Raw genomic sequence first — 17,021 nt, forward strand, 5'->3', positions numbered from 1 at the left:
CGCCCGTCTGCGCTGCCGGTGCGGGGTTTCTGTCACTCGATAGTTTTCCGGTCGGAATCGCCTGTTGGGTGACGCGCATGTAGCGAATGCGTGCCGCCGTGCAACATCTGTGTTTCCTATGTTTCTGTCGAATGACAGAAATTTCACAGCGGGCAATTCGATGCCAGGATGAAGCCATGGCCACCACGACCGGCGCAGGAAGACCGAGACTCAGCACGAAGAAGCGTCCGGGCGAGACGGCACGCGAGGAGATACTCGACGCGGCTGCGGAGCTGTTCACCACGCGGGGATTCACCAACACGTCGACGCGCATGATCGCCGACGCGGTCGGGATCCGGCAGGCCTCGCTCTATCACCATTTCGCCGGTAAGGACGACATGCTCGACGCACTGCTCAGCGGAACCGTCGACGAGCCGTTGGCCGTCGGGCGCCAGGTGGAGTCCAGCGACGCGTCGGCCTCGGTGAAGATGTACGCCCTTGCACTGTTCGACGCGGACCAGCTCACACGCTCGACGTGGAATCTCGGAGCGCTGTATCTGTTGCCGGAGGTGCGAGCGGACAGGTTCGAGTCGTTCCGCCGACACAGATACGCGCTGATGGATCTGTACGCCTCGCTGGCGTCGTCGATGCTCGGTGAACTCGGCGCCGATGCACTGCCCGGTACCCAGGACCTGCCCTTCCGCCTGGTCGAGACCGTCGTCAACGGGCGTGCGGACGTCGAGAACGGGAGGGTGGCGTCGACGGCGTGGAGTCCGGCTCTGATCGCCGACGCGGCCGTCCGTGTATTGGGCTGGACCGGCTCGACGGAATCGTTGCGCAGCGGGGCACGCATACTGACGGGGTGAGCGATCTACCCGATTGGGCCGAGGGCCTCGGATTGTCCCGACATCCCGAGGGCGGCTGGTTCCGCGAGACCTGGCGTAGCGACGTCGAGATTCCGCAGAACGATCTGCCCGACGGTTATGCCGGCCCCCGTTCGGCCGGGACGGCGATTCTGTTTCTTCTCCTGCCCGGTGAGCAGTCGGCGTGGCACACCGTCCGGAGCGCCGAGATATGGCTGTATCACCGCGGGAGTCCGGTGTTGCTCGAACTCGGAGGCGACGGGCCGCGCCCGGGTCCGATCACGCCGCTGACGGTCGGCCCGGATGTGCTGGCGGCCGAGTCCCCGCAATGCGTCGTGCCGGCGTCGTACTGGCAACGCGCCCGGCCGCTGGGCGACGAGCCGTCGCTCGTGTCGTGCATCGTCAGTCCCGGCTTCGACTTCGACGATTTCTCGTTGGAACAGAATGCCTAGAAAGAAGGACACGGCGGGTCCGAAAGCCGGTGTCTACGACATCGACACCGGTACGTGCGAATTGGTCAGAGACACACTCGTTTCCGACGGCTGGACCGTGCAGATCAACGGTGTGCCGAGCTCGCACATCGACATGGACGACCCCACCCAACTCGATTTCGAATACATGCGCTGGATGGCCGGTCTCGTATCCCATCACGACTTTCCAGGTCCGCGGCTGCGGACGCTGCACCTGGGTGGCGGGGCCTGCACTCTCGCACGGTATTTCGCGGCTGTGTACCCCGATGCACGTCAGGTCGTCGTCGAACTCGACGGTAGGCTCGCCGAACTCGTCCGCGAGTGGTTCGATCTGCCCCGCGCTCCGTTGCTACGCATCCGCGTCGGCGAGGCACGTGAGGTGACCGAGACGCTGACCGAGAACAGTCGCGACCTCGTCGTGCGTGACGTGTTCGCAGGCAGTACCACGCCGGAACCGTTGCAGACCAAGGAATTCACCGAGCATGTACGACGCGTCCTCGCGCCGTCCGGAATCTACGTCGTCAACTGTGGTGACACGCGGGATCTGACGCGGACGCGACGGGAAGCGTCGACGATCGGTTCGGTCTTCCCGCACACCGCGATCATCGCCGATCCGGCGATGCTGAAGGGGCGACGCTACGGCAACGTCGTCATCGCGGGCAGTGATGTCCCGTTGGCGCAGGAACCCGCCTTGGCGCGTGAGCTTCTCGGTGGCGGTGTGCCCGCGCATGTCTGGCTGGACGAGCAGGTTCGGACTTTCGCGCGGGACGCACAAGTTCTTCGAGACCCAGTATAGAAACATGTTCTACAGTGATCTTCAGACACTGACCGATCACCGTAGGAGATGCACGATGGCGCTCATCGCCCTGCTCGACCTGAAGCTGAAGCCCGAGATCCTCGACGACGCGAAGGTGGTTCTGAGCCGCGTACTCGCCGAGACTCGTGCGTTCGACGGATGTCTGGGTGTCGATGTACTGGTGGACGAGGACGACGCGACGCATTGGATCGCCTACGAGCGGTGGGAGTCGGCCGAGGCCGATGCGAAGTACCGCGAATTCCGCGCAGGGCCGGGCAAGATCACCGACCTCGGCCCGCTGCTCGCGGGCGCGCCGGGGCTGACCAAGTTCACTGTGTCCGACGTCTAGGACCCCGTCGTTCTACGACACCGTGCTTCCAGGACGCCGTGGTTCTAGGACGCCGCCGTGGGTCTAGGACACTGCCAGGGGTGGGGCTTCCGGCCGCCCGGTCAGGAATCCCTGCACCATGTCGACTCCCAGTTCGAGTGCGACACGTAGTTCGCCTGCGGTCTCGACGCCTTCCATGACGAGGGTCGACCCGACGTCGCGTGCGAATCCGGCGAGTGCTGCCGCCGCTGCTCTGCGCGTCGGGTCCTTGTCGATGCCGTGGACGAGGGCGTAATCCACCTTCAGCACATCGGGTTTGAGTTCGACGACTTGACGAAGGCCTGCGAAGCCTGCGCCGACGTCGTCGACCGAGATACGGACGCCGGCGGCGCGGAGGTCTTCCACGGAGCGCGCGACCGAACGGTAGTCGTCGACGCGTTCGTGTTCGGTGATCTCGAGATACAGCGTGCGTGAGTCGAGGTGCGGCCCGAGCCGGGTCAGCAGGTCCGTCGATCTGATGGTTTCGGCAGAGGCGTTGATGGAGACGAAGGCATCGGGCGGGAGGGTGCGCATCGTCCGCAGTGCTTCGTCGATGGCGGCGAGTTCGAGGCGTGGCCCGATGCCTGCCTGCGACGCGTCGCGGAACCAGATCAGTGGCGATCCGTGGCCGAACGGAAACCGTGACAGCGCTTCGTAACCGACGATCGCAGAGGTCGCCGTGTCGCAGATCGGTTGGAACACCATGCTCGGTCCGCCGGACTCGATCAGCGATTCGATTCTGTCGCGCACCCGCAGCGGATCGATCCTGTGAGGGACTGTCTCGTGGCGGTGAGTCTTGTTGCGGTACTGGTCGATATCGGCGAGCGCTATCAGGCGTCGGAGCTGCGCGCCGCTTGCGTCCCCTCGAATCGCGGTGTCTCCGGCTGCCCCGACGCTCGTCGTGAACGGCGGGTCGTCGAACGACTCCTCCAGTGCGTCGCGGATCCTCTGCTCGGCGGCGTCGACATGGGCTCGTGAACCGATGTGGACGCAGACGAATTCGTCGCCTCCGAGCCGGGCGACAACCGAATTCGACGACGCGGCGCCGCGGAGGCGGTCTGCGACCTCGACGAGAACGGAGTCGCCGGACGGGTGACCGTAGCGATCGTTGATGGCTTTGAACTTGTCGATATCCGTCACCACGACGCCGATGACGGTGGGCTCGGTACGTGACTCGGGAACGGTGTTGTTGAGCTTCTCGACGACCTCGAACAGACCGCGACGGTTGTGCAGGCCGGTCAGCGAGTCACGTACGGCCACTTGGGCGCGAAGACGAAGGTTGCGCAGGTACGGACGCAACGCGAACGGGACGACGAAGAGTGTTCCGAGAGTGACGAAGCGAGATGCGACCGACCACGGGTTGGCGTCGTCGAGAACGGACAGCGTTGCAAGTCCGACGAGCGAGCTCAGCGATACACACAGGTGCAACGCCAGAATGCGTGGTGACGTACCCACCGTGGCGAACACCGCGACGACGGCGAACATCGCGCACCCGGGCATTGCGATGAACGGTGAGTCGAACGCGAACAGTACTGTGAGGATTCCGACGTCGGCCCACAAAATGTAGAGGGCGGCGACGCGTCGACTCGGCCACGATCCCACACACCATGCAATCGCGACGGGGACGGTCGACAGAGCCGCTATCCCTACGATTGCCGCTTCGACGACGGTGAATTGGCCGGATGGAATCATCAGCACCCCGGCGAGGCCGAACGACAACGTCATCGCACTGATGAACAGACGTGCCCATCGCGCGCCGTCGGGTGCGGGTACCCACGACCGACCACCGAACGAGCTGGAAGGCGTGTTCGACCGAGACGCGGAAAAGTCGCCCACCGATACGCGGCCTCTCTCGTTCTTCGAACGTGCGGCGCGACGGCGTATTCCGCACACCACTCGTTCTCTGTTCCCGGTCCCGACCCGTTGAGGAAACCGTACCAGTGCAGGGTTCAGTCGTTCGTTCGAATCGATGACAAGGCTAGTCGAGTAGAAACAGGCCACTTCCGAGTGTGTGACCGTTGACCTGAACCTCGATCAGGTGTTCGCCCGGGTAGTACCGTCTCGTGGTGATCGGTCGAAACGAATGCGACTTGACGATCTGCTGACGAGATCCCGACGGCAGCGACTTCGTGGTCAGCTTGAACACTTTCGGGCTGCGTGTGCCGTTGGCCCTGACGTGGTGGATGACGTAGTCGATCGCCACGGACTGGTTCGAAGCAGACGTGTTTCCCAGATCGAAGGTGAACTCGACGCTCTCGCCGCGGACAACGGTCGTCGGTGTGACGGTCAGGTTCTCGACGGTGACCCCGACGGGCGCGGCGAAACCCAGCAGAGCCAACGCGTCGGGATGGCCTTTCTTGACGAGTGTTCTCAATGCGTGCCGGACCGACTTCGGAGTGTTCTCGTCCGGATCCGCGATCCACGCAGAAGCTTGCTCCACGACGAGTTCCGGATCGGTTCGGCTCAGATCGTTGAGATGGTTGGCGACGGATCGGCGTACGTACTCGGACTCGTCGCGGTACAGCGCGGTGAGGATGCCGCGGGTCGCATAGGGTCTCGCGGTCAGCGCCGCGACGCGTCGTGCCCACGGGAGGAACGGACGTGTGCCCTCGCTGGCGAGGCGTCGTACATGGGGGTCCGGGTGGGTGGTCCACGTCTGCGCGGTGGCCAGCGTGCGGTCGAGGTCCGCGTCCAGGAACGTTCGGATGGCGAACTCGCCGGTCAGACGTGACGTCAGTTCGGCGAGAAGCTCCAGCCCCGAATCGAATTCGGGCTTGCCTGCAGCGGTGGCGCGAACCGCGAGAGCCTCGGTGACGGGCCAGATCATCCAACCGGTGAAGCGCGAATCCGGTAGTGCGGCCCGAAGAGCGGCCTCGAAATCTCGGTAGTCGGACGGCATTTCGGACAGCAAGGCATCCCGCACGAGGCGCATACGTGTGCTCAGCGAAGCGCTGTCGAAAGACGCAACGCTCAGTTCGAGGCCGAGGCACGCTCGAAGATCGTCGACGACGGCATTGCCCAGTAGTTCGTCCGCAGTCGGCATGTCAGACCATGTCCTTTCGGGTGAGCCATCGCAGCGTCGGCCAACCGCAGAAGACCGGAAGCCAGCATGTCAGAACGCGATACAACAGGACCGACGGCACCGCGACGCTCGCCGGTAGTCCGAACGCGGCGAGTCCACCGATCAACGCGGCCTCGACGGCGCCGACGCCACCGGGTGTGGGCGCAGCCGACGCGAGCGTTCCACCGATCATCGTGACGACGGTGACGGTGACGAACGTCGTGCCACCCCCGAATGCCTCGACGCTCGCCCACAGGGCCAGTGCTGCGCCGAGTGTCGTTGCAGCGCAACCGAGAACGATGAGCAGGAACCGCTTGGGATCCTTCGCCAGTTGCCCAAGTTCACCGAACACTTCCTTCAGCTGCGGCCGAACTGCATTGCGTAGCCACCGCCGAAGCGTCGGGACGAACATGAACGTGCCGATGATGCCCAGGGCGACACCGGCGATCAGATACAGGACCGTCGGATCCGGGACGAAGTGCGCAAGATCGGCCGACGTGCCCGCGACGACACTGAAGAACACGAGAAGCGACACGTGTGTGATGACCTGTACTGACTGTTGAAGTGCCACAGCGGCTGTCGCGCGCACCGCACCGAGACCGCCCTTCTGCAGAAACCGCACGCTCAAGGCAAGTCCGCCGACGCCCGCCGGAGTCGTCGTTGCCGCAAAAGTATTGGCTACCTGCATGATCGTCAGGTTCTTGAAGCTCACCATGCCGAAAGCACACGCCCACAACGCCGCTGCTGCTCCGATGTACGTCAGCGCGGACACCGCGAGACCCAGCAGCGCCCACCACCAGTTGGCCGTCTGCAGTTCCGTGACGAACGTCGGAACCGCGCTGATGAACGGGTATGCGACGTAGACGAGCCCGATGAGCAGGACGAGTTGGATGATCTGGTTTCGCGTGAAACGTGTGACCTGCTCGGCCCGGATCTTGTCGGTGCCCGTCTGCTTCAGAACCTCGTCCTTGACGGCCATCATGACGCCCTTGCCGTCCGGCACCGATTTTCGGACGCGGGCCGGAATTGCAGAGCGTGTGAGCCTGCCCGACGCCGTCAGCACGATGTCCTCGCCGAGGGTGTCGATCGCGATCCGCACCGCGCGTTCCTCACCGAAGAGGGCCGACGTGGAGATCAACAGCTGTGCGACGTCGGATTGCATCTGCGCATCCGACGCCCCCAACTCGGCGTTGGAGAACCCGCCGAACAGCGCTTGGCCGTCGTCGTTCCTGATCTCGTCGCTACGGAGATCTCCATGCGAGATCTGCGACAGATGCAGGGTGTTCAGGCCCTTCCAGATGCTGGTGGCGAGCGCATCCGGGGACGATTCGTCGACCGGCAGGCCGCGCGGCGCGCTGTGCGCGTACAGCGCCCATCCACGCGAGAGGGATGCGACGGCGAGGGGTTTGCTGCTGGCCACGCCGAGATCGCCGATGGCGATGCCCATCAGAGCGCGATGTTCGACGGCTCGTCGCATCGACGCGTGCAGTGGCGCGAACTCGCTGTTGCGGAAGGACAACCATCGCCAGACCTGCCGGAGAGCACCGCCGCTGCGTTGGTTCTGCCCGTACATCTCGACGACGACTTCCGGTTCCGGGCCCTGGGTCGTCGCCGACAGCACGAGAGGGCCGGGGCCTGCAGGCTTCAACACCGTGAACTTCTCGACGGTGTGGCCCTTCTTGGCGAGCAGACGGGCGGCCTGATCCAACGGGACCTCGAGCGCAGGTGTTCCCACGACGAGCACGATCAGCGCGCCGATACACCAGCCAGCCGACAACCCCAGTATCGATCGCGCCGGGACGACGGTACTCACGAAGAGGTGGATCGGGACGAATGCGAGGAGCAGGAACCACCACACACGACGCCACCGGGCGGGCAGCCACGGGCCGGAGACCGTCAGCACCGCAGCAAGCATCGCGATCCAGCGGGAGTCGTCGAGGAACTGCGACAGGAAGGTGTCGAGGCGGTCCGGCACGTCGAGATGCCACTCGGGCGTCGAGATTCCGGTGCCGGTGATGGACAGCGCCAGGCCCGCGATGAGTCCGGCCGCGGCGTATCCGGCGAGAAGCTTCCACTGCCGCCCGGCGATCAGCCCGATCAGAATCCCGAACGGTAGCGCAAGAATCGCGACGCCGTACAGCAGGTAGACGAGGTTCGACTGATCCGGGCTGAGGACTCCGACGATGCCGGACACCGACGTCTCCAACGCATCCCACTGGCCTCGCGTGATCAGCGATCCAGCGATGACCGCGGCGAGCAGAACGAGCGACAGAACGACGCGCAGGATGTCGCTGGTGCGTCGAACGAGCGGCTGTAGAAGACTTCCCGTCACCGGAATGTCCCGCCCGTCAACCCGCATCTATCGTTCCCCTAGCTCGTCTGTGGGGCTCAACCTACCGCGCGAGCCTGCGACGACGTTCGTTGCGCAGGCTAGGGCGACGATACTTTCTGCCTGTCGTTCGCCCGGATCAGCAGTATTGCGGCGCCTGCAGTCGCGGCGACGAGCACCGCCAGGATCGCGGCCACCTGATGGAATGCGTGGGCGTATTCGTAAGGGAAGCCAGGGATTCCTGCAGCTGTGGCGTCGGCGCGCGGGTCGTTCGGCATGCTTGCCTTCACGAGGATCGTCAGCAGCCACGCGTACCCGGCGACGAAGAGTGCTTCGCTGCCGATGCGGAAGAGGTTCAGTACGCCCGCCGCAGTTCCGCTGCTGTGCGCGGGCACCGATGCGAGCGCTTCGCCGTCGACCAGGCCGATGGGAAGGCCGAATCCGAGTCCGAGCAGGAGCATCGGGACGACGAGCCACCAGATCGAGCTGTCCGGCCGGAACGTCAGCATTCCGAGGTCGCCGACGACCAGCGCGCCGAGACTGACATGGATCACCGTCATCGGATGTGTACGTCCGGCCGTGATCAGGCGGGCGACCACCGCCGGGGCGACGAGCACGGGAATAGTCATCGCAAGCATGAACAGTCCCGCTGGCCCGGCGCTCATCGATCCGATACCGCTCAACGCACCTGGCAGGTAGGTCAGCAGCGTCACGAATCCGATCGCGCCCGCAACGGGTACCAGGCACAGGCCGAGGAATCGTCGGTTCCGCAGTAGGCCCAGGTCGAGGCCGGGTGCGCGGTCGGTGCGAACCGCGGGCAACGTCAGAGTGCCGAGGAAGGCAGCAGCGAGAACGACTGCCTGCGCCAGGAACACACCGCGCCAGCCGATGCCGCCGACGAGGACGCCTGCGATGGACGGACCCAGCGCGAGGCCGAGCCCGTTCACGGTGCCGAAGGCTGCGAACGCTGTCGCCCGAGCGGTGCCGGTGTAGATGTTCGACAGGATCGAGGTCGCGCCGACGAGGACTGCCGCAGCGCCGATACCAGCGAGGACGCGGGCGCCGTCGAGCAGCGGCAGGTTCGGTGCAGCGGCGCTGGCGATACCTGCGAGTCCGGTCAGTGCGACGCCGATGCGGAACGAGAGGTGGTGACCTATCCGGTCGGACGTGGCGCCCCAGACGACCGTGAACAGCGCGAACGCAAGGTTGAAGCCGTTGACGACCCACTGCAGGGGACCGGGACTCTCACCGAGGTCCGCCGCAATCTCGGGCAGTGCGATCGCGGTGCCCGCAATGGACATGGGAATGACGAATTGAGCTGCGAGTACGACGGCCAGCGTCGGCTTCGAGTGCACGTGGACCCCTTAGGTACGAAAAATGTCGTACCTAGAACAGCAGATAGTTAGGTACGATGCAAGCCGTACCTCCATGTGCACGAAAATGCATAGCCGGTTATGTATTTCTGTGCACATGGCGACCGAAGGGAGCCCCAGAATGCCCGACGACGAAGGCCACCCCGACGTGTCCGAGATGGAACTCGGCTCCGTCATGTCGGCGCTGTCGGACCCGTTGCGCCGCAGGGTGATCACCGAGCTCGTCGGCGAGGACGACGGCGCCGAGCGCACGTGCATGTCGTTCGAGCTCGGAGTGTCCAAATCGACTCTGACGCACCATTTTCGCGTTCTGCGTGAGTCGGGTCTGGTGTTTCAAGTCGACCGTGGGAACAGTCGCAAGGTCACGCTCCGTCGGCGCGACGTGAACGAAAGATTCCCCGGTCTGTTGGATCTGCTGGCGAACGAGCCGTAATTCGGTGGAATCGGACACGGCGGCGGGTTAACGTCGACGAGTGCACATCGCGATGATCGGCTGTACCGCGCCGAGCCATATCTATCCGTCGCTCGGCCTGATCGCCGAGCTGGTCCGACGCGGGCATCGTGTCACCTACGCGGTCGGCGCTTCCATGCGCGACGCCGTCGAACCTGCTGGTGTGCAGGTTATTTCGTATGACTCGATACTGCCTCGAGGGGAAGAGGACTGGCCCGAGGATCCGGCGTCGGCGATGCGCGTGTTTCTCGACGAGGCGCTTCGATCCTTCCCGATTCTCACCGACTTCTACGACGCGAACCGCCCGGACCTGCTTCTCTACGACATCGGGGGCCTCGCCGCGCCCGTTCTCGGTCGGCGTTACGACGTTGCTGCAGTGCAGCTTTCGCCGACGTATGTCGCGTGGGACGGATACGAGGACGACATGGGTGAGGTCCTGACGTCGATCAGGCAGTCGCCGTCGGGTGTGGACTACCGCGACACCTACGCGACATGGTTGCAGGACAACGGTATCGATGCCGATCCGTGGGACTGGATCTCGCACCCGTCCGACGTGCTGTCGTTGATCCCGAAAGCGATGCAGCCCAACGCTGATCGTGTTCCCGCGTCGGTGCAGTTCGTCGGTCCGTGCCTCGACCCAGCGCGCCTGGCGGATCGGTGCTGGGCCCCGCCGGCCAATGACAAGGTCCTGCTCGTCTCGTTCGGCACCGGGTTCAACGAGCGCCCGGACTTCTACAGGAAGTGCATCGATGCGTTCCGGGACTCGGATTGGCATGTGGTGATGTCCATCGGCTACCGAGTCGACGCGGCATCGCTCGGCGACGTCCCGTCGAACATCGAAGTCCACCAACAGGTTCCGCAGCTGGCGGTGTTGGCGGCCGCGTCGGCGTTCGTCACGCATGCCGGAATGGGCGGATGTACCGAGGCGCTGTGGTTCGGGGTGCCGACCGTCGCGATCCCGCAAGCGGTCGATCAGTTCGGGAACGCTGCCATGCTCGAAGAGTTGGGCGTCGGGGTGCAGCTCGCAGATAGCGATGCCACTGCCGAGATTCTTCGAAATGCCGTCGACACTGTCGCCGATTCACCGGAGATCGCTGCGCGGCTGGCCGAGATCAGCGCTGACATCCGCGCACACGGCGGCATCGAGAAAGCGGCAGACGCCGTCGAAGCTAGTCTTCGAGCACGCTGACGCTCACTCCGTAGGGCAGGAACCGCACCCTGCGCGACGGGTCGGTGTTGTCCTTGTGAGCACGTAGCGCATCGAGTTCGGTGGCGTACAGCTGGTCGATGAGAGCAGGCCCGTCGTCGGACACGGTGTAGATGGCCCACACGCCGTCGCCTCTGGCGCCCGTCGTTTCGGGTTCCGGTGCGGGCCGGGCAGGCGTCTCACCGAAGAACGCGCCCCACGGCGTGCCCCCGCCCGATTGTCCGATGAACTTGCCTACTTGATCGACGACGTCGCGGATGCCGTCGCTCGCCTCCTTCGCGAAGCGATCGAAGTCCTCGGGGTCGATTCCGAATGGTCCGGATGGTCCGTTGTTGGTCATTTCTCCAGTGTGCGCCTGTTGCGCTATTGCTGCAGCTGCGACCCGATGGTGTTGTGCAGCGACCGCAGGCTGTTCTGCCCCAGCGTGACGGTCTGCGACTCGATATGACGCAGCAAATGGCCGTCGTCCAGTACCTTCTCGCTGGACTGGATGAGGACGGTTCCGGCGCCCGTGAAGTCGAACTGTCGCTCCTCGCCGCTGTTCGCGCCCAGGAATCCGCGCGCCGCACCGAGGAAATTCTGCATCCAGCCTGCGTCGAAGTGATGCGACGGCGACGGACAGTCGGCCCATCCGACGAGCGCTTCCGGATCGATACGCAGTGGCGGTTCGGCGAACATGACCTGCCCGTTCGACGACGCCAGGAACTTGCCCGTGCCGAGCAGCGTCAGGAACCCGGGCACGATCGATTGCTTGAGATCCAACGTCGGCTCGAATGCGAGAAGGTTCGACGCGCGGATCGTCAGATTGCCTTCGTCGAGGTCGTACGAATTGATGTTGAATCCACGGTCGCCCAGGATCAGCTTGCCCTGCCCCTGCGCGAGGACCCAGTCGTTGGAGTACAGCGGCGAGCTGAACCGGGCCGCAACGATGGCGGGCATCGACGTCTGCCCGAGCGGCTCGAACCGCACGTTGCCGTAGTACGCGATCATCGCGCCCTTCGACGTGAACCACGGCTGACCGGCCAGTTCGACGCAGAAGGCGTAGTCGTTGCCGGGCACGTTGTCGTTGACCGGGAGCGTGTACGGGGTGTGGATCTCTGTGCTCATAGTCGGTGCCTCAGAACTTCTGCTCGGACGCCTGGACCCAGACGGTGCCCACGCCGGTCATCTTCAGTTGCATGGCTTCACCGCTGCCGCGGCCGACGGCGTCGCGCCAGCCCACGTTGGCGGAGATATCGACCTGGATGTTGCCGATGTGGCACACATACGCCTGCGGATCGACGACGACCTGTGGGTGCTGGGGGCCGACCTGCAGCGGAATCGCGCCGCCATGTGACAGGACCGCGACGCTTCCCTGGCCGCTGAGTTGGGTGGTGAACAAGCCCTGCCCGGTCATCGCTCCCCGGACGGCACCACGAACACCGCCTTGCGACGTCAGTGCGACGACCGAGCTCTGCAGGTAGCCGTCGTGTGCGAGGAGGCGGTCTGCTTCGACGGTCAACAGCGACGACCCGTCGAGATGGATGACCTCGACGTACAGACCTGCGTGGCCGTAGAAGACCTCGCCCTGACCCTCTGCGGCCATCATCGCGACGTGTTCCCCGGACATCATCCGCCCGGCCATTCCCGCGACTCCACCCACTGTGACACCCGACCGGCCTCCGGCCTGCCCGCCGGGCATTCCTGCCGCCGATCCGCCCATCGAATGGGGGATGAAGTGGACGTCGCCGGTGTAGTAGAGCATCGCGCCCTTGCGCGCCAACACATTCTGGCCCGGGGCGAGGCTCGTCTTGACGACCTTGCTGTTGACGAGTTCGAGCGGCACGTCAGCGCTCCTCGGGTTGGATGTAGACGACGCCTTGGCCGTCGAAACGGAGCGAGAACGCCTCACCGCTGCCGCCGCCGATGGCGGAACGCCAGGTCACGTCGGTGACAAAGCTCTGGCTCAGCGGGCCGCGATGCGCAACGAAGGCATCGGGATCGACGACGAGCGGATACTGCGGATCGACGGCGAGCGCGATGAGCGGCCCTCCCTCGGACAGCAACGCGACGGCGCCGGAGCCGCTGACTACCGTCGTGAAAAGCCCTTGTCCCGACGACGCCCCCCTCAGGCCGGAGAACTTGACCTCGGTCTCGAGCTGACCCGTCAGCGCAAGAAGCTGGGATGCCTCGACGTGCATCGAATCGTTGGACAGTTCGACGATCGTGACGTCCTGCGCGTCGACGGCGAAGTAGACAGTGCCCTGCCCGGAAACCTCCATGAGAGAGAGGGATTCACCAGTCACCTTCTGTTTCAACGCTGCTCGGAATCCGCCTCCGCCGCCCATTCCTGCGTGCTTGAACGCGACGTCGCCCTCGTACGCAACCATCGATCCCGATATCGCACGCAGCGAATCACCCGTGAGATTCGCGACGAGCACTCGGTGCCCGTTCGTTGTCAGCTGAGCCACGGGGGAACTATGCCACGCGCGGTTCCCCCGTGCCAGGTGTCAGACGAGCGGCTTCAGCGTCTTTCCAGCGAGTTCGACGATTCCGGGCTGATGGCCGTTGGTGACAAGGTTGATGATGACGCCGTCGACGCCCTTGTCGAGCACGCGTGTCTTCACCTGCTCGGCCACGTCGTCGGGTGTTCCGCAGAAGTGGCGATCCGTTGCTGCCGCCTTCTCGTCGTCGGTCAGGTTCGACAGGTCGACACCGGTGGACAGCAGGTAGTCGTGCTGCAGCTGCCGAGCCTTGTCACCGTCCTCGTCGAGTATGACGAAGGCGAGGTAGCTCGTCTCCAGGTCCTTCGGGTCACGGTCGATCTCTTCGCAGCGTGCTTCGAGAGCCTTGATCTTGCGTGGCAACTCGCTTGCATTGCAGATGATGTTGAGGTGGTCGGCGAACTGAGCAGCCAAGCCGAACGTCTTCTTCTCGCCTCCGCCGCCGAGCATGATCGGCAGGTCGTCGCGGATGCGCGGCTCGTTGATGGCATCCTCGACCTGATACCAGAGGCCGTCGAACGTCGGACGCTGCCCGCGCAGCATCGGTTCGATGATCTGCAGGGCCTCGTCGAGGCGCTCGAATCGATCGGTGAACGTGCCGAATTCGAGCCCGAAGCTGTTGTGCTCCAACTCGAACCAGCCCGCGCCGATTCCGAGGATCGCACGGCCGCCGCTGACGACGTCGAGCGTCGTGACGGTCTTGGCGAGGATCGCCGGATTGCGGTAGGTGTTTCCGGTGACGAGCGCCGACAGTTGGATGGTGTCGGTCGCCGTCGCGAGTGCCGACAGCGCCGAGTAGGCCTCGAGCATCGGCTCGTCGGGCTTGCCGATTCCGGGGAGTTGGTAGAAGTGGTCCATGACGAATGCAGTGTCGAATCCTGCTGCTTCCGCCTCGCGCGCCTGCGCGATGACCGTGGGGAACAGTTCCTTCACGGAACCCGAGTAGCTGAAGTTGGGCATCTGGTAACCGAGACGAATAGTCACCTCGTCGAGGCTAGCCCTTTCTTGTGCGAGATGCGTGTCTTGTGCGAGATGCGTGGCAACGAGCACCGACGAGGTGCACCATGAGTTCATGCCGACACTCGAACTGACCCGACCACCGTTCTCCGGATTCGCCGTCGACGACATCGAGGCAGCCCGGACCTTCTACGCCGATATCCTCGGACTGACCGTCGTCGACGGTGAGATGGGGTTGATCCATCTACGGCTCAGTGATGCCTGCGAGGTGCTGATCTATCCCCGGCCCCACCACAAACCCGCCCCGTACACGATTCTGAACTTCCCCGTCGCCGACATCACGGCTGCTGTGGACGCTTTGGTATCGAAAGGAATTGTCTTTCAGCAGTATCCGGACATGGGTACCGACGAGCGTGGGATCTTTCGCGGCGGCGGTCCGCTGATCGCGTGGTTCACCGATCCGGCGGGCAACGTACTGTCGGTGCTCGAAGCCTGATTCACGCTGTGGGACTTCCGGTTTCGAGAGTTGCCATCTGCGTGCGGCGAATGCCCTGCGACGTCACCCACTCGAGTCGGACGATCTCGCCGGGTCGGCGTCCCACCATCTCGGCGGCAAGGTCGTCGGACGAGCGGATCGGCCTGCTGTCGAACGAGACGACGACGTCACCGCGTACGAGACCTGTCCGCTCGGCGGGTGAGTTGTATTCCACTCCCACGACCGCGGCCCCCTGTGACGGGTTGGCGTTCCAGGCCGACACGTCGCGAACCTGAACGCCCAGGAACGGTGTCGGGCCGACGTGAACCGTTCCTGCAGAACGACCTTCACGAACCTGGTCGACGACGGCCATGGCAGCATCGATCGGAATCGCGTACGCCTCGGGAGCCTGTGTGAGCCGTGCTTCGTCGGACAGGCCCGCAGCGTCGACACCGATGACCTGGCCCCACGCGTCGACGAGCGGCCCTCCGGAGTCACCGGCTCGGACGTCGGCATCGATCTGGATCATTCCGGTCAGCTCGTTGCGTGAACCGTCGAGGGAACTCTGCGCGGTGACGGTCCTGTCGAGCGCGACGATGGACCCCGGCGCCGGTACGAGAACGCCTGCGCCCGACGCATTTCCGATGGCCGTCACTGCATCGCCTACTGTCAGGTCAGCGGAACGCCCGATCGCGGCGACCGGTAGATCGGCTGCCGAATCCAGCTGCAGGACTGCAAGATCTCGGGTCTTGTCGTATCCCAGCACCGACGCGTCGTAGATCAGGTTGTTGCCCGTGACGGTAACGTCGGTGGCTGCCTCGATGACGTGAAAGTTGGTCAGTACGAGCCCGGCTGTGTCGACGACGAATCCGGTGCCCGCGATTCCGGAGGTGCCCCACTCGGCGGTGATGGTCACGACGGACGGGTCGACCTGCATCGACAGCTGTTCCGGGGTGAGTGGCGGCGGCAAAGGTGCCGCGACGACCGGGGGCGGTGGAGGTGCGTCGAGCACGCCTGGCATGAGCGGAGCCGCGAACACCGACGCGGCAGCAGTCAGTACGACGAGGAGTGCCGCCCTGCCAGCCGCCTGCATGAAGATCGATTATTGCGTCAGCGGGGCGTCCTGGCTAGAGCCGAGCTATCCGATTGTCTTCGGGAGGCCTTGTGCGCAGCACTGTAGGCGGCACAGGTGGTGCTTCTGTGCCGCTCACGGTGTCTATTCAGGTGTCTATTCAGGTGCCTGTTCAGGTGCCGCCCTCGGGTCAGGTGGGCGGGGCGCCGGATCGTTCGGGGTCGAGATACTCACCCGGGTGGTGATAATGATTGACACGCCCGCGTCGACTGGGGTCGACCGTCGCCGGTGCATGCCACAACGTCCGACCAGGATACTGGTGCTCGGGTCCGGCTTTCGTTGTCGCCCAGTCGGTATCGTTCGGGCCGACCAGCCGATGATGCTGATCGCACCCGAACGTCAAATCCTCGATATCGGTGCAACCACCATTCGCCCACTCGTTCACATGATGCACCTGCGACCACGTCGCCGGCCGACTGCACCCCGGATGACTGCACCCACGATCGGCAGCCATCAACACGATCCGCTGATCCTTCGACGCCAGGCGTTTCGACCGGCCCAGGTGCAGGGGCCGCCCGTCGTTGTCGAAGATCACCAGATAATGATGCGCATGCGAGGCCATCCGAATCGCATCGCGCATCTTCACCATCGAACCGGTCGCGGTGAACGCATGACCGGTCCCCGCTTCGAGGTCCTTCAACGTCATCGTCACCACCGCCGTCACCGGCAGACCCCGATGCTGCCCCAGCTTCCCCGACGCCAACATCTGCCGCAACACGACTTTCAACGCATCATGCTGACGTCGCCCCTGCCCCCGGAGATCACGCACAGCCCGGAGCTCGGCATCGACCTCGGCCTGAGCCTTCTCCGACGTAGATGTCTCCGACCTATCAGCGTCGTCATCGGGGTCATCGAACAGCGTCGGCCCCTCCTGCCCGCCGCCAGCGCTGTCGGCGTCGTCGCCGGGATTGTCGTCATCCGGGTCGTCGTCGGGTCCGTCGACGTCGGGCTTGTCGTCCGCAGGGTTGCACTTGCCGGGCTTGGCGAACTTCGAGAACACCGCCTCCATGTACGCCCGCAACTCCGCATCGACCACCCCGCTCATCGTCGACAACCCACACTCGTCCTGATGACCGAA

At 64.5% G+C, this 17,021-nt stretch carries 18 protein-coding genes; 7 read left to right on the forward strand and 11 right to left on the reverse strand.

All coding sequences use genetic code 11. The features are described from left to right. Positions 1–176 precede the first annotated feature (176 nt). Genes CHB96_RS18040 through CHB96_RS18055 form a run of 4 tightly spaced genes read left to right on the forward strand, consistent with a single transcriptional unit; the run spans position 177 to position 2,457 of the window. Positions 177–845 carry a TetR/AcrR family transcriptional regulator gene (locus tag CHB96_RS18040; protein ID WP_089248696.1) on the forward strand — a complete coding sequence of 223 codons (669 nt, stop codon included), beginning with the start codon at positions 177–179 and terminating at the stop codon, positions 843–845. Next, entirely contained in the window at positions 842–1,294 is a 453-nt protein-coding gene (locus tag CHB96_RS18045) for a cupin domain-containing protein (RefSeq protein WP_089248698.1), read from the forward strand. The genes CHB96_RS18040 and CHB96_RS18045 overlap by 4 nt, the downstream gene beginning before the upstream one ends. Then, on the forward strand, positions 1,287–2,108 hold the full coding sequence (locus CHB96_RS18050; RefSeq protein WP_089248699.1) for a spermidine synthase: 822 nt from the start codon (positions 1,287–1,289) through the stop codon (positions 2,106–2,108). Before CHB96_RS18045 ends, CHB96_RS18050 begins: the two co-directional genes overlap by 8 nt. Before the next feature lie 55 nt (positions 2,109–2,163). Further along, positions 2,164–2,457: a putative quinol monooxygenase gene (locus CHB96_RS18055; RefSeq protein ID WP_089248795.1), complete on the forward strand. Its 294-nt coding sequence runs from the start codon at positions 2,164–2,166 to the stop codon at positions 2,455–2,457. Between the two features lie 63 nt (positions 2,458–2,520). On the opposite strand, the gene CHB96_RS18060 is transcribed toward CHB96_RS18055, so the two are convergent. From CHB96_RS18060 to CHB96_RS18075, 4 genes are all read right to left on the reverse strand, one after another. Then, entirely contained in the window at positions 2,521–4,311 is a 1,791-nt protein-coding gene (locus CHB96_RS18060; protein ID WP_245865840.1) for an EAL domain-containing protein, read from the reverse strand. Positions 4,312–4,453: 142 nt separating this feature from the next. After that, positions 4,454–5,518: a DNA alkylation repair protein gene (locus CHB96_RS18065; RefSeq protein WP_089248701.1), complete on the reverse strand. Its 1,065-nt coding sequence runs from the start codon at positions 5,516–5,518 to the stop codon at positions 4,454–4,456. Between the two features lies 1 nt (position 5,519). Next, positions 5,520–7,895: a lysylphosphatidylglycerol synthase transmembrane domain-containing protein gene (locus CHB96_RS18070; protein ID WP_089248703.1), complete on the reverse strand. Its 2,376-nt coding sequence runs from the start codon at positions 7,893–7,895 to the stop codon at positions 5,520–5,522. Positions 7,896–7,966: 71 nt separating this feature from the next. Further along, positions 7,967–9,220: an MFS transporter gene (locus CHB96_RS18075; RefSeq protein WP_089248705.1), complete on the reverse strand. Its 1,254-nt coding sequence runs from the start codon at positions 9,218–9,220 to the stop codon at positions 7,967–7,969. Positions 9,221–9,359: 139 nt separating this feature from the next. On the opposite strand from CHB96_RS18075, the gene CHB96_RS18080 reads away from it, so the two are divergent. After that, positions 9,360–9,671, forward strand: a complete 312-nt coding sequence (locus CHB96_RS18080; RefSeq protein WP_089248707.1) for an ArsR/SmtB family transcription factor — start codon at positions 9,360–9,362, stop codon at positions 9,669–9,671. Between the two features lie 40 nt (positions 9,672–9,711). Then, positions 9,712–10,878, forward strand: a complete 1,167-nt coding sequence (locus CHB96_RS18085) for a macrolide family glycosyltransferase (protein WP_217899962.1) — start codon at positions 9,712–9,714, stop codon at positions 10,876–10,878. On the opposite strand, the gene CHB96_RS18090 is transcribed toward CHB96_RS18085, so the two are convergent. From CHB96_RS18090 to CHB96_RS18110, 5 genes are read right to left on the reverse strand one after another with little or no spacing between them, the layout of a single operon-like run. Further along, on the reverse strand, positions 10,859–11,236 hold the full coding sequence (locus CHB96_RS18090; protein WP_089248709.1) for an Rv0313 family protein: 378 nt from the start codon (positions 11,234–11,236) through the stop codon (positions 10,859–10,861). The two genes, CHB96_RS18085 and CHB96_RS18090, sit on opposite strands and share 20 nt — an antisense overlap. A 23-nt stretch (positions 11,237–11,259) precedes the next feature. Continuing rightward, a complete protein-coding gene (locus CHB96_RS18095) occupies positions 11,260–12,003 on the reverse strand; it encodes an AIM24 family protein (protein WP_089248711.1) in 744 nt (247 codons plus the stop codon). Between the two features lie 10 nt (positions 12,004–12,013). Further along, a complete protein-coding gene (locus CHB96_RS18100; protein ID WP_089248713.1) occupies positions 12,014–12,721 on the reverse strand; it encodes an AIM24 family protein in 708 nt (235 codons plus the stop codon). Between the two features lies 1 nt (position 12,722). Then, positions 12,723–13,346, reverse strand: a complete 624-nt coding sequence (locus tag CHB96_RS18105) for an AIM24 family protein (protein ID WP_281254427.1) — start codon at positions 13,344–13,346, stop codon at positions 12,723–12,725. Between the two features lie 39 nt (positions 13,347–13,385). Beyond that, positions 13,386–14,363: an LLM class F420-dependent oxidoreductase gene (locus CHB96_RS18110; RefSeq protein WP_176444355.1), complete on the reverse strand. Its 978-nt coding sequence runs from the start codon at positions 14,361–14,363 to the stop codon at positions 13,386–13,388. 88 nt (positions 14,364–14,451) lie between these two features. Between CHB96_RS18110 and CHB96_RS18115 the strand changes: the two genes are divergently transcribed. After that, on the forward strand, positions 14,452–14,832 hold the full coding sequence (locus CHB96_RS18115; protein WP_089248719.1) for a VOC family protein: 381 nt from the start codon (positions 14,452–14,454) through the stop codon (positions 14,830–14,832). 1 nt (position 14,833) lies between these two features. On the opposite strand, the gene CHB96_RS18120 is transcribed toward CHB96_RS18115, so the two are convergent. After that, positions 14,834–15,904, reverse strand: a complete 1,071-nt coding sequence (locus CHB96_RS18120; RefSeq protein ID WP_089248721.1) for a S1C family serine protease — start codon at positions 15,902–15,904, stop codon at positions 14,834–14,836. Between the two features lie 169 nt (positions 15,905–16,073). Then, positions 16,074–17,021, reverse strand: a 948-nt coding sequence (locus CHB96_RS18125; protein WP_141136504.1) for an HNH endonuclease signature motif containing protein, incomplete at its 5' end; no start/stop codon positions are given.

Source organism: Rhodococcoides kyotonense, assembly GCF_900188125.1.
GTDB lineage: Bacteria > Actinomycetota > Actinomycetes > Mycobacteriales > Mycobacteriaceae > Rhodococcoides > Rhodococcoides kyotonense.

Bases quoted from the DNA above. Each gene is read 5' to 3' on its own strand.
- CHB96_RS18040 (WP_089248696.1), top strand. From the start codon at position 177: ATGGCCACCACGACCGGCGCAGGAAGACCGAGACTCAGCACGAAGAAG.
- CHB96_RS18050 (WP_089248699.1), top strand. From the start codon at position 1,287: ATGCCTAGAAAGAAGGACACGGCGGGTCCGAAAGCCGGTGTCTACGAC.
- CHB96_RS18055 (WP_089248795.1), top strand. From the start codon at position 2,164: ATGGCGCTCATCGCCCTGCTCGACCTGAAGCTGAAGCCCGAGATCCTC.
- CHB96_RS18065 (WP_089248701.1), bottom strand. From the start codon at position 5,518: ATGCCGACTGCGGACGAACTACTGGGCAATGCCGTCGTCGACGATCTT.
- CHB96_RS18070 (WP_089248703.1), bottom strand. From the start codon at position 7,895: ATGCGGGTTGACGGGCGGGACATTCCGGTGACGGGAAGTCTTCTACAG.
- CHB96_RS18080 (WP_089248707.1), top strand. From the start codon at position 9,360: ATGCCCGACGACGAAGGCCACCCCGACGTGTCCGAGATGGAACTCGGC.
- CHB96_RS18090 (WP_089248709.1), bottom strand. From the start codon at position 11,236: ATGACCAACAACGGACCATCCGGACCATTCGGAATCGACCCCGAGGAC.
- CHB96_RS18095 (WP_089248711.1), bottom strand. From the start codon at position 12,003: ATGAGCACAGAGATCCACACCCCGTACACGCTCCCGGTCAACGACAAC.
- CHB96_RS18115 (WP_089248719.1), top strand. From the start codon at position 14,452: ATGCCGACACTCGAACTGACCCGACCACCGTTCTCCGGATTCGCCGTC.
- CHB96_RS18120 (WP_089248721.1), bottom strand. From the start codon at position 15,904: ATGCAGGCGGCTGGCAGGGCGGCACTCCTCGTCGTACTGACTGCTGCC.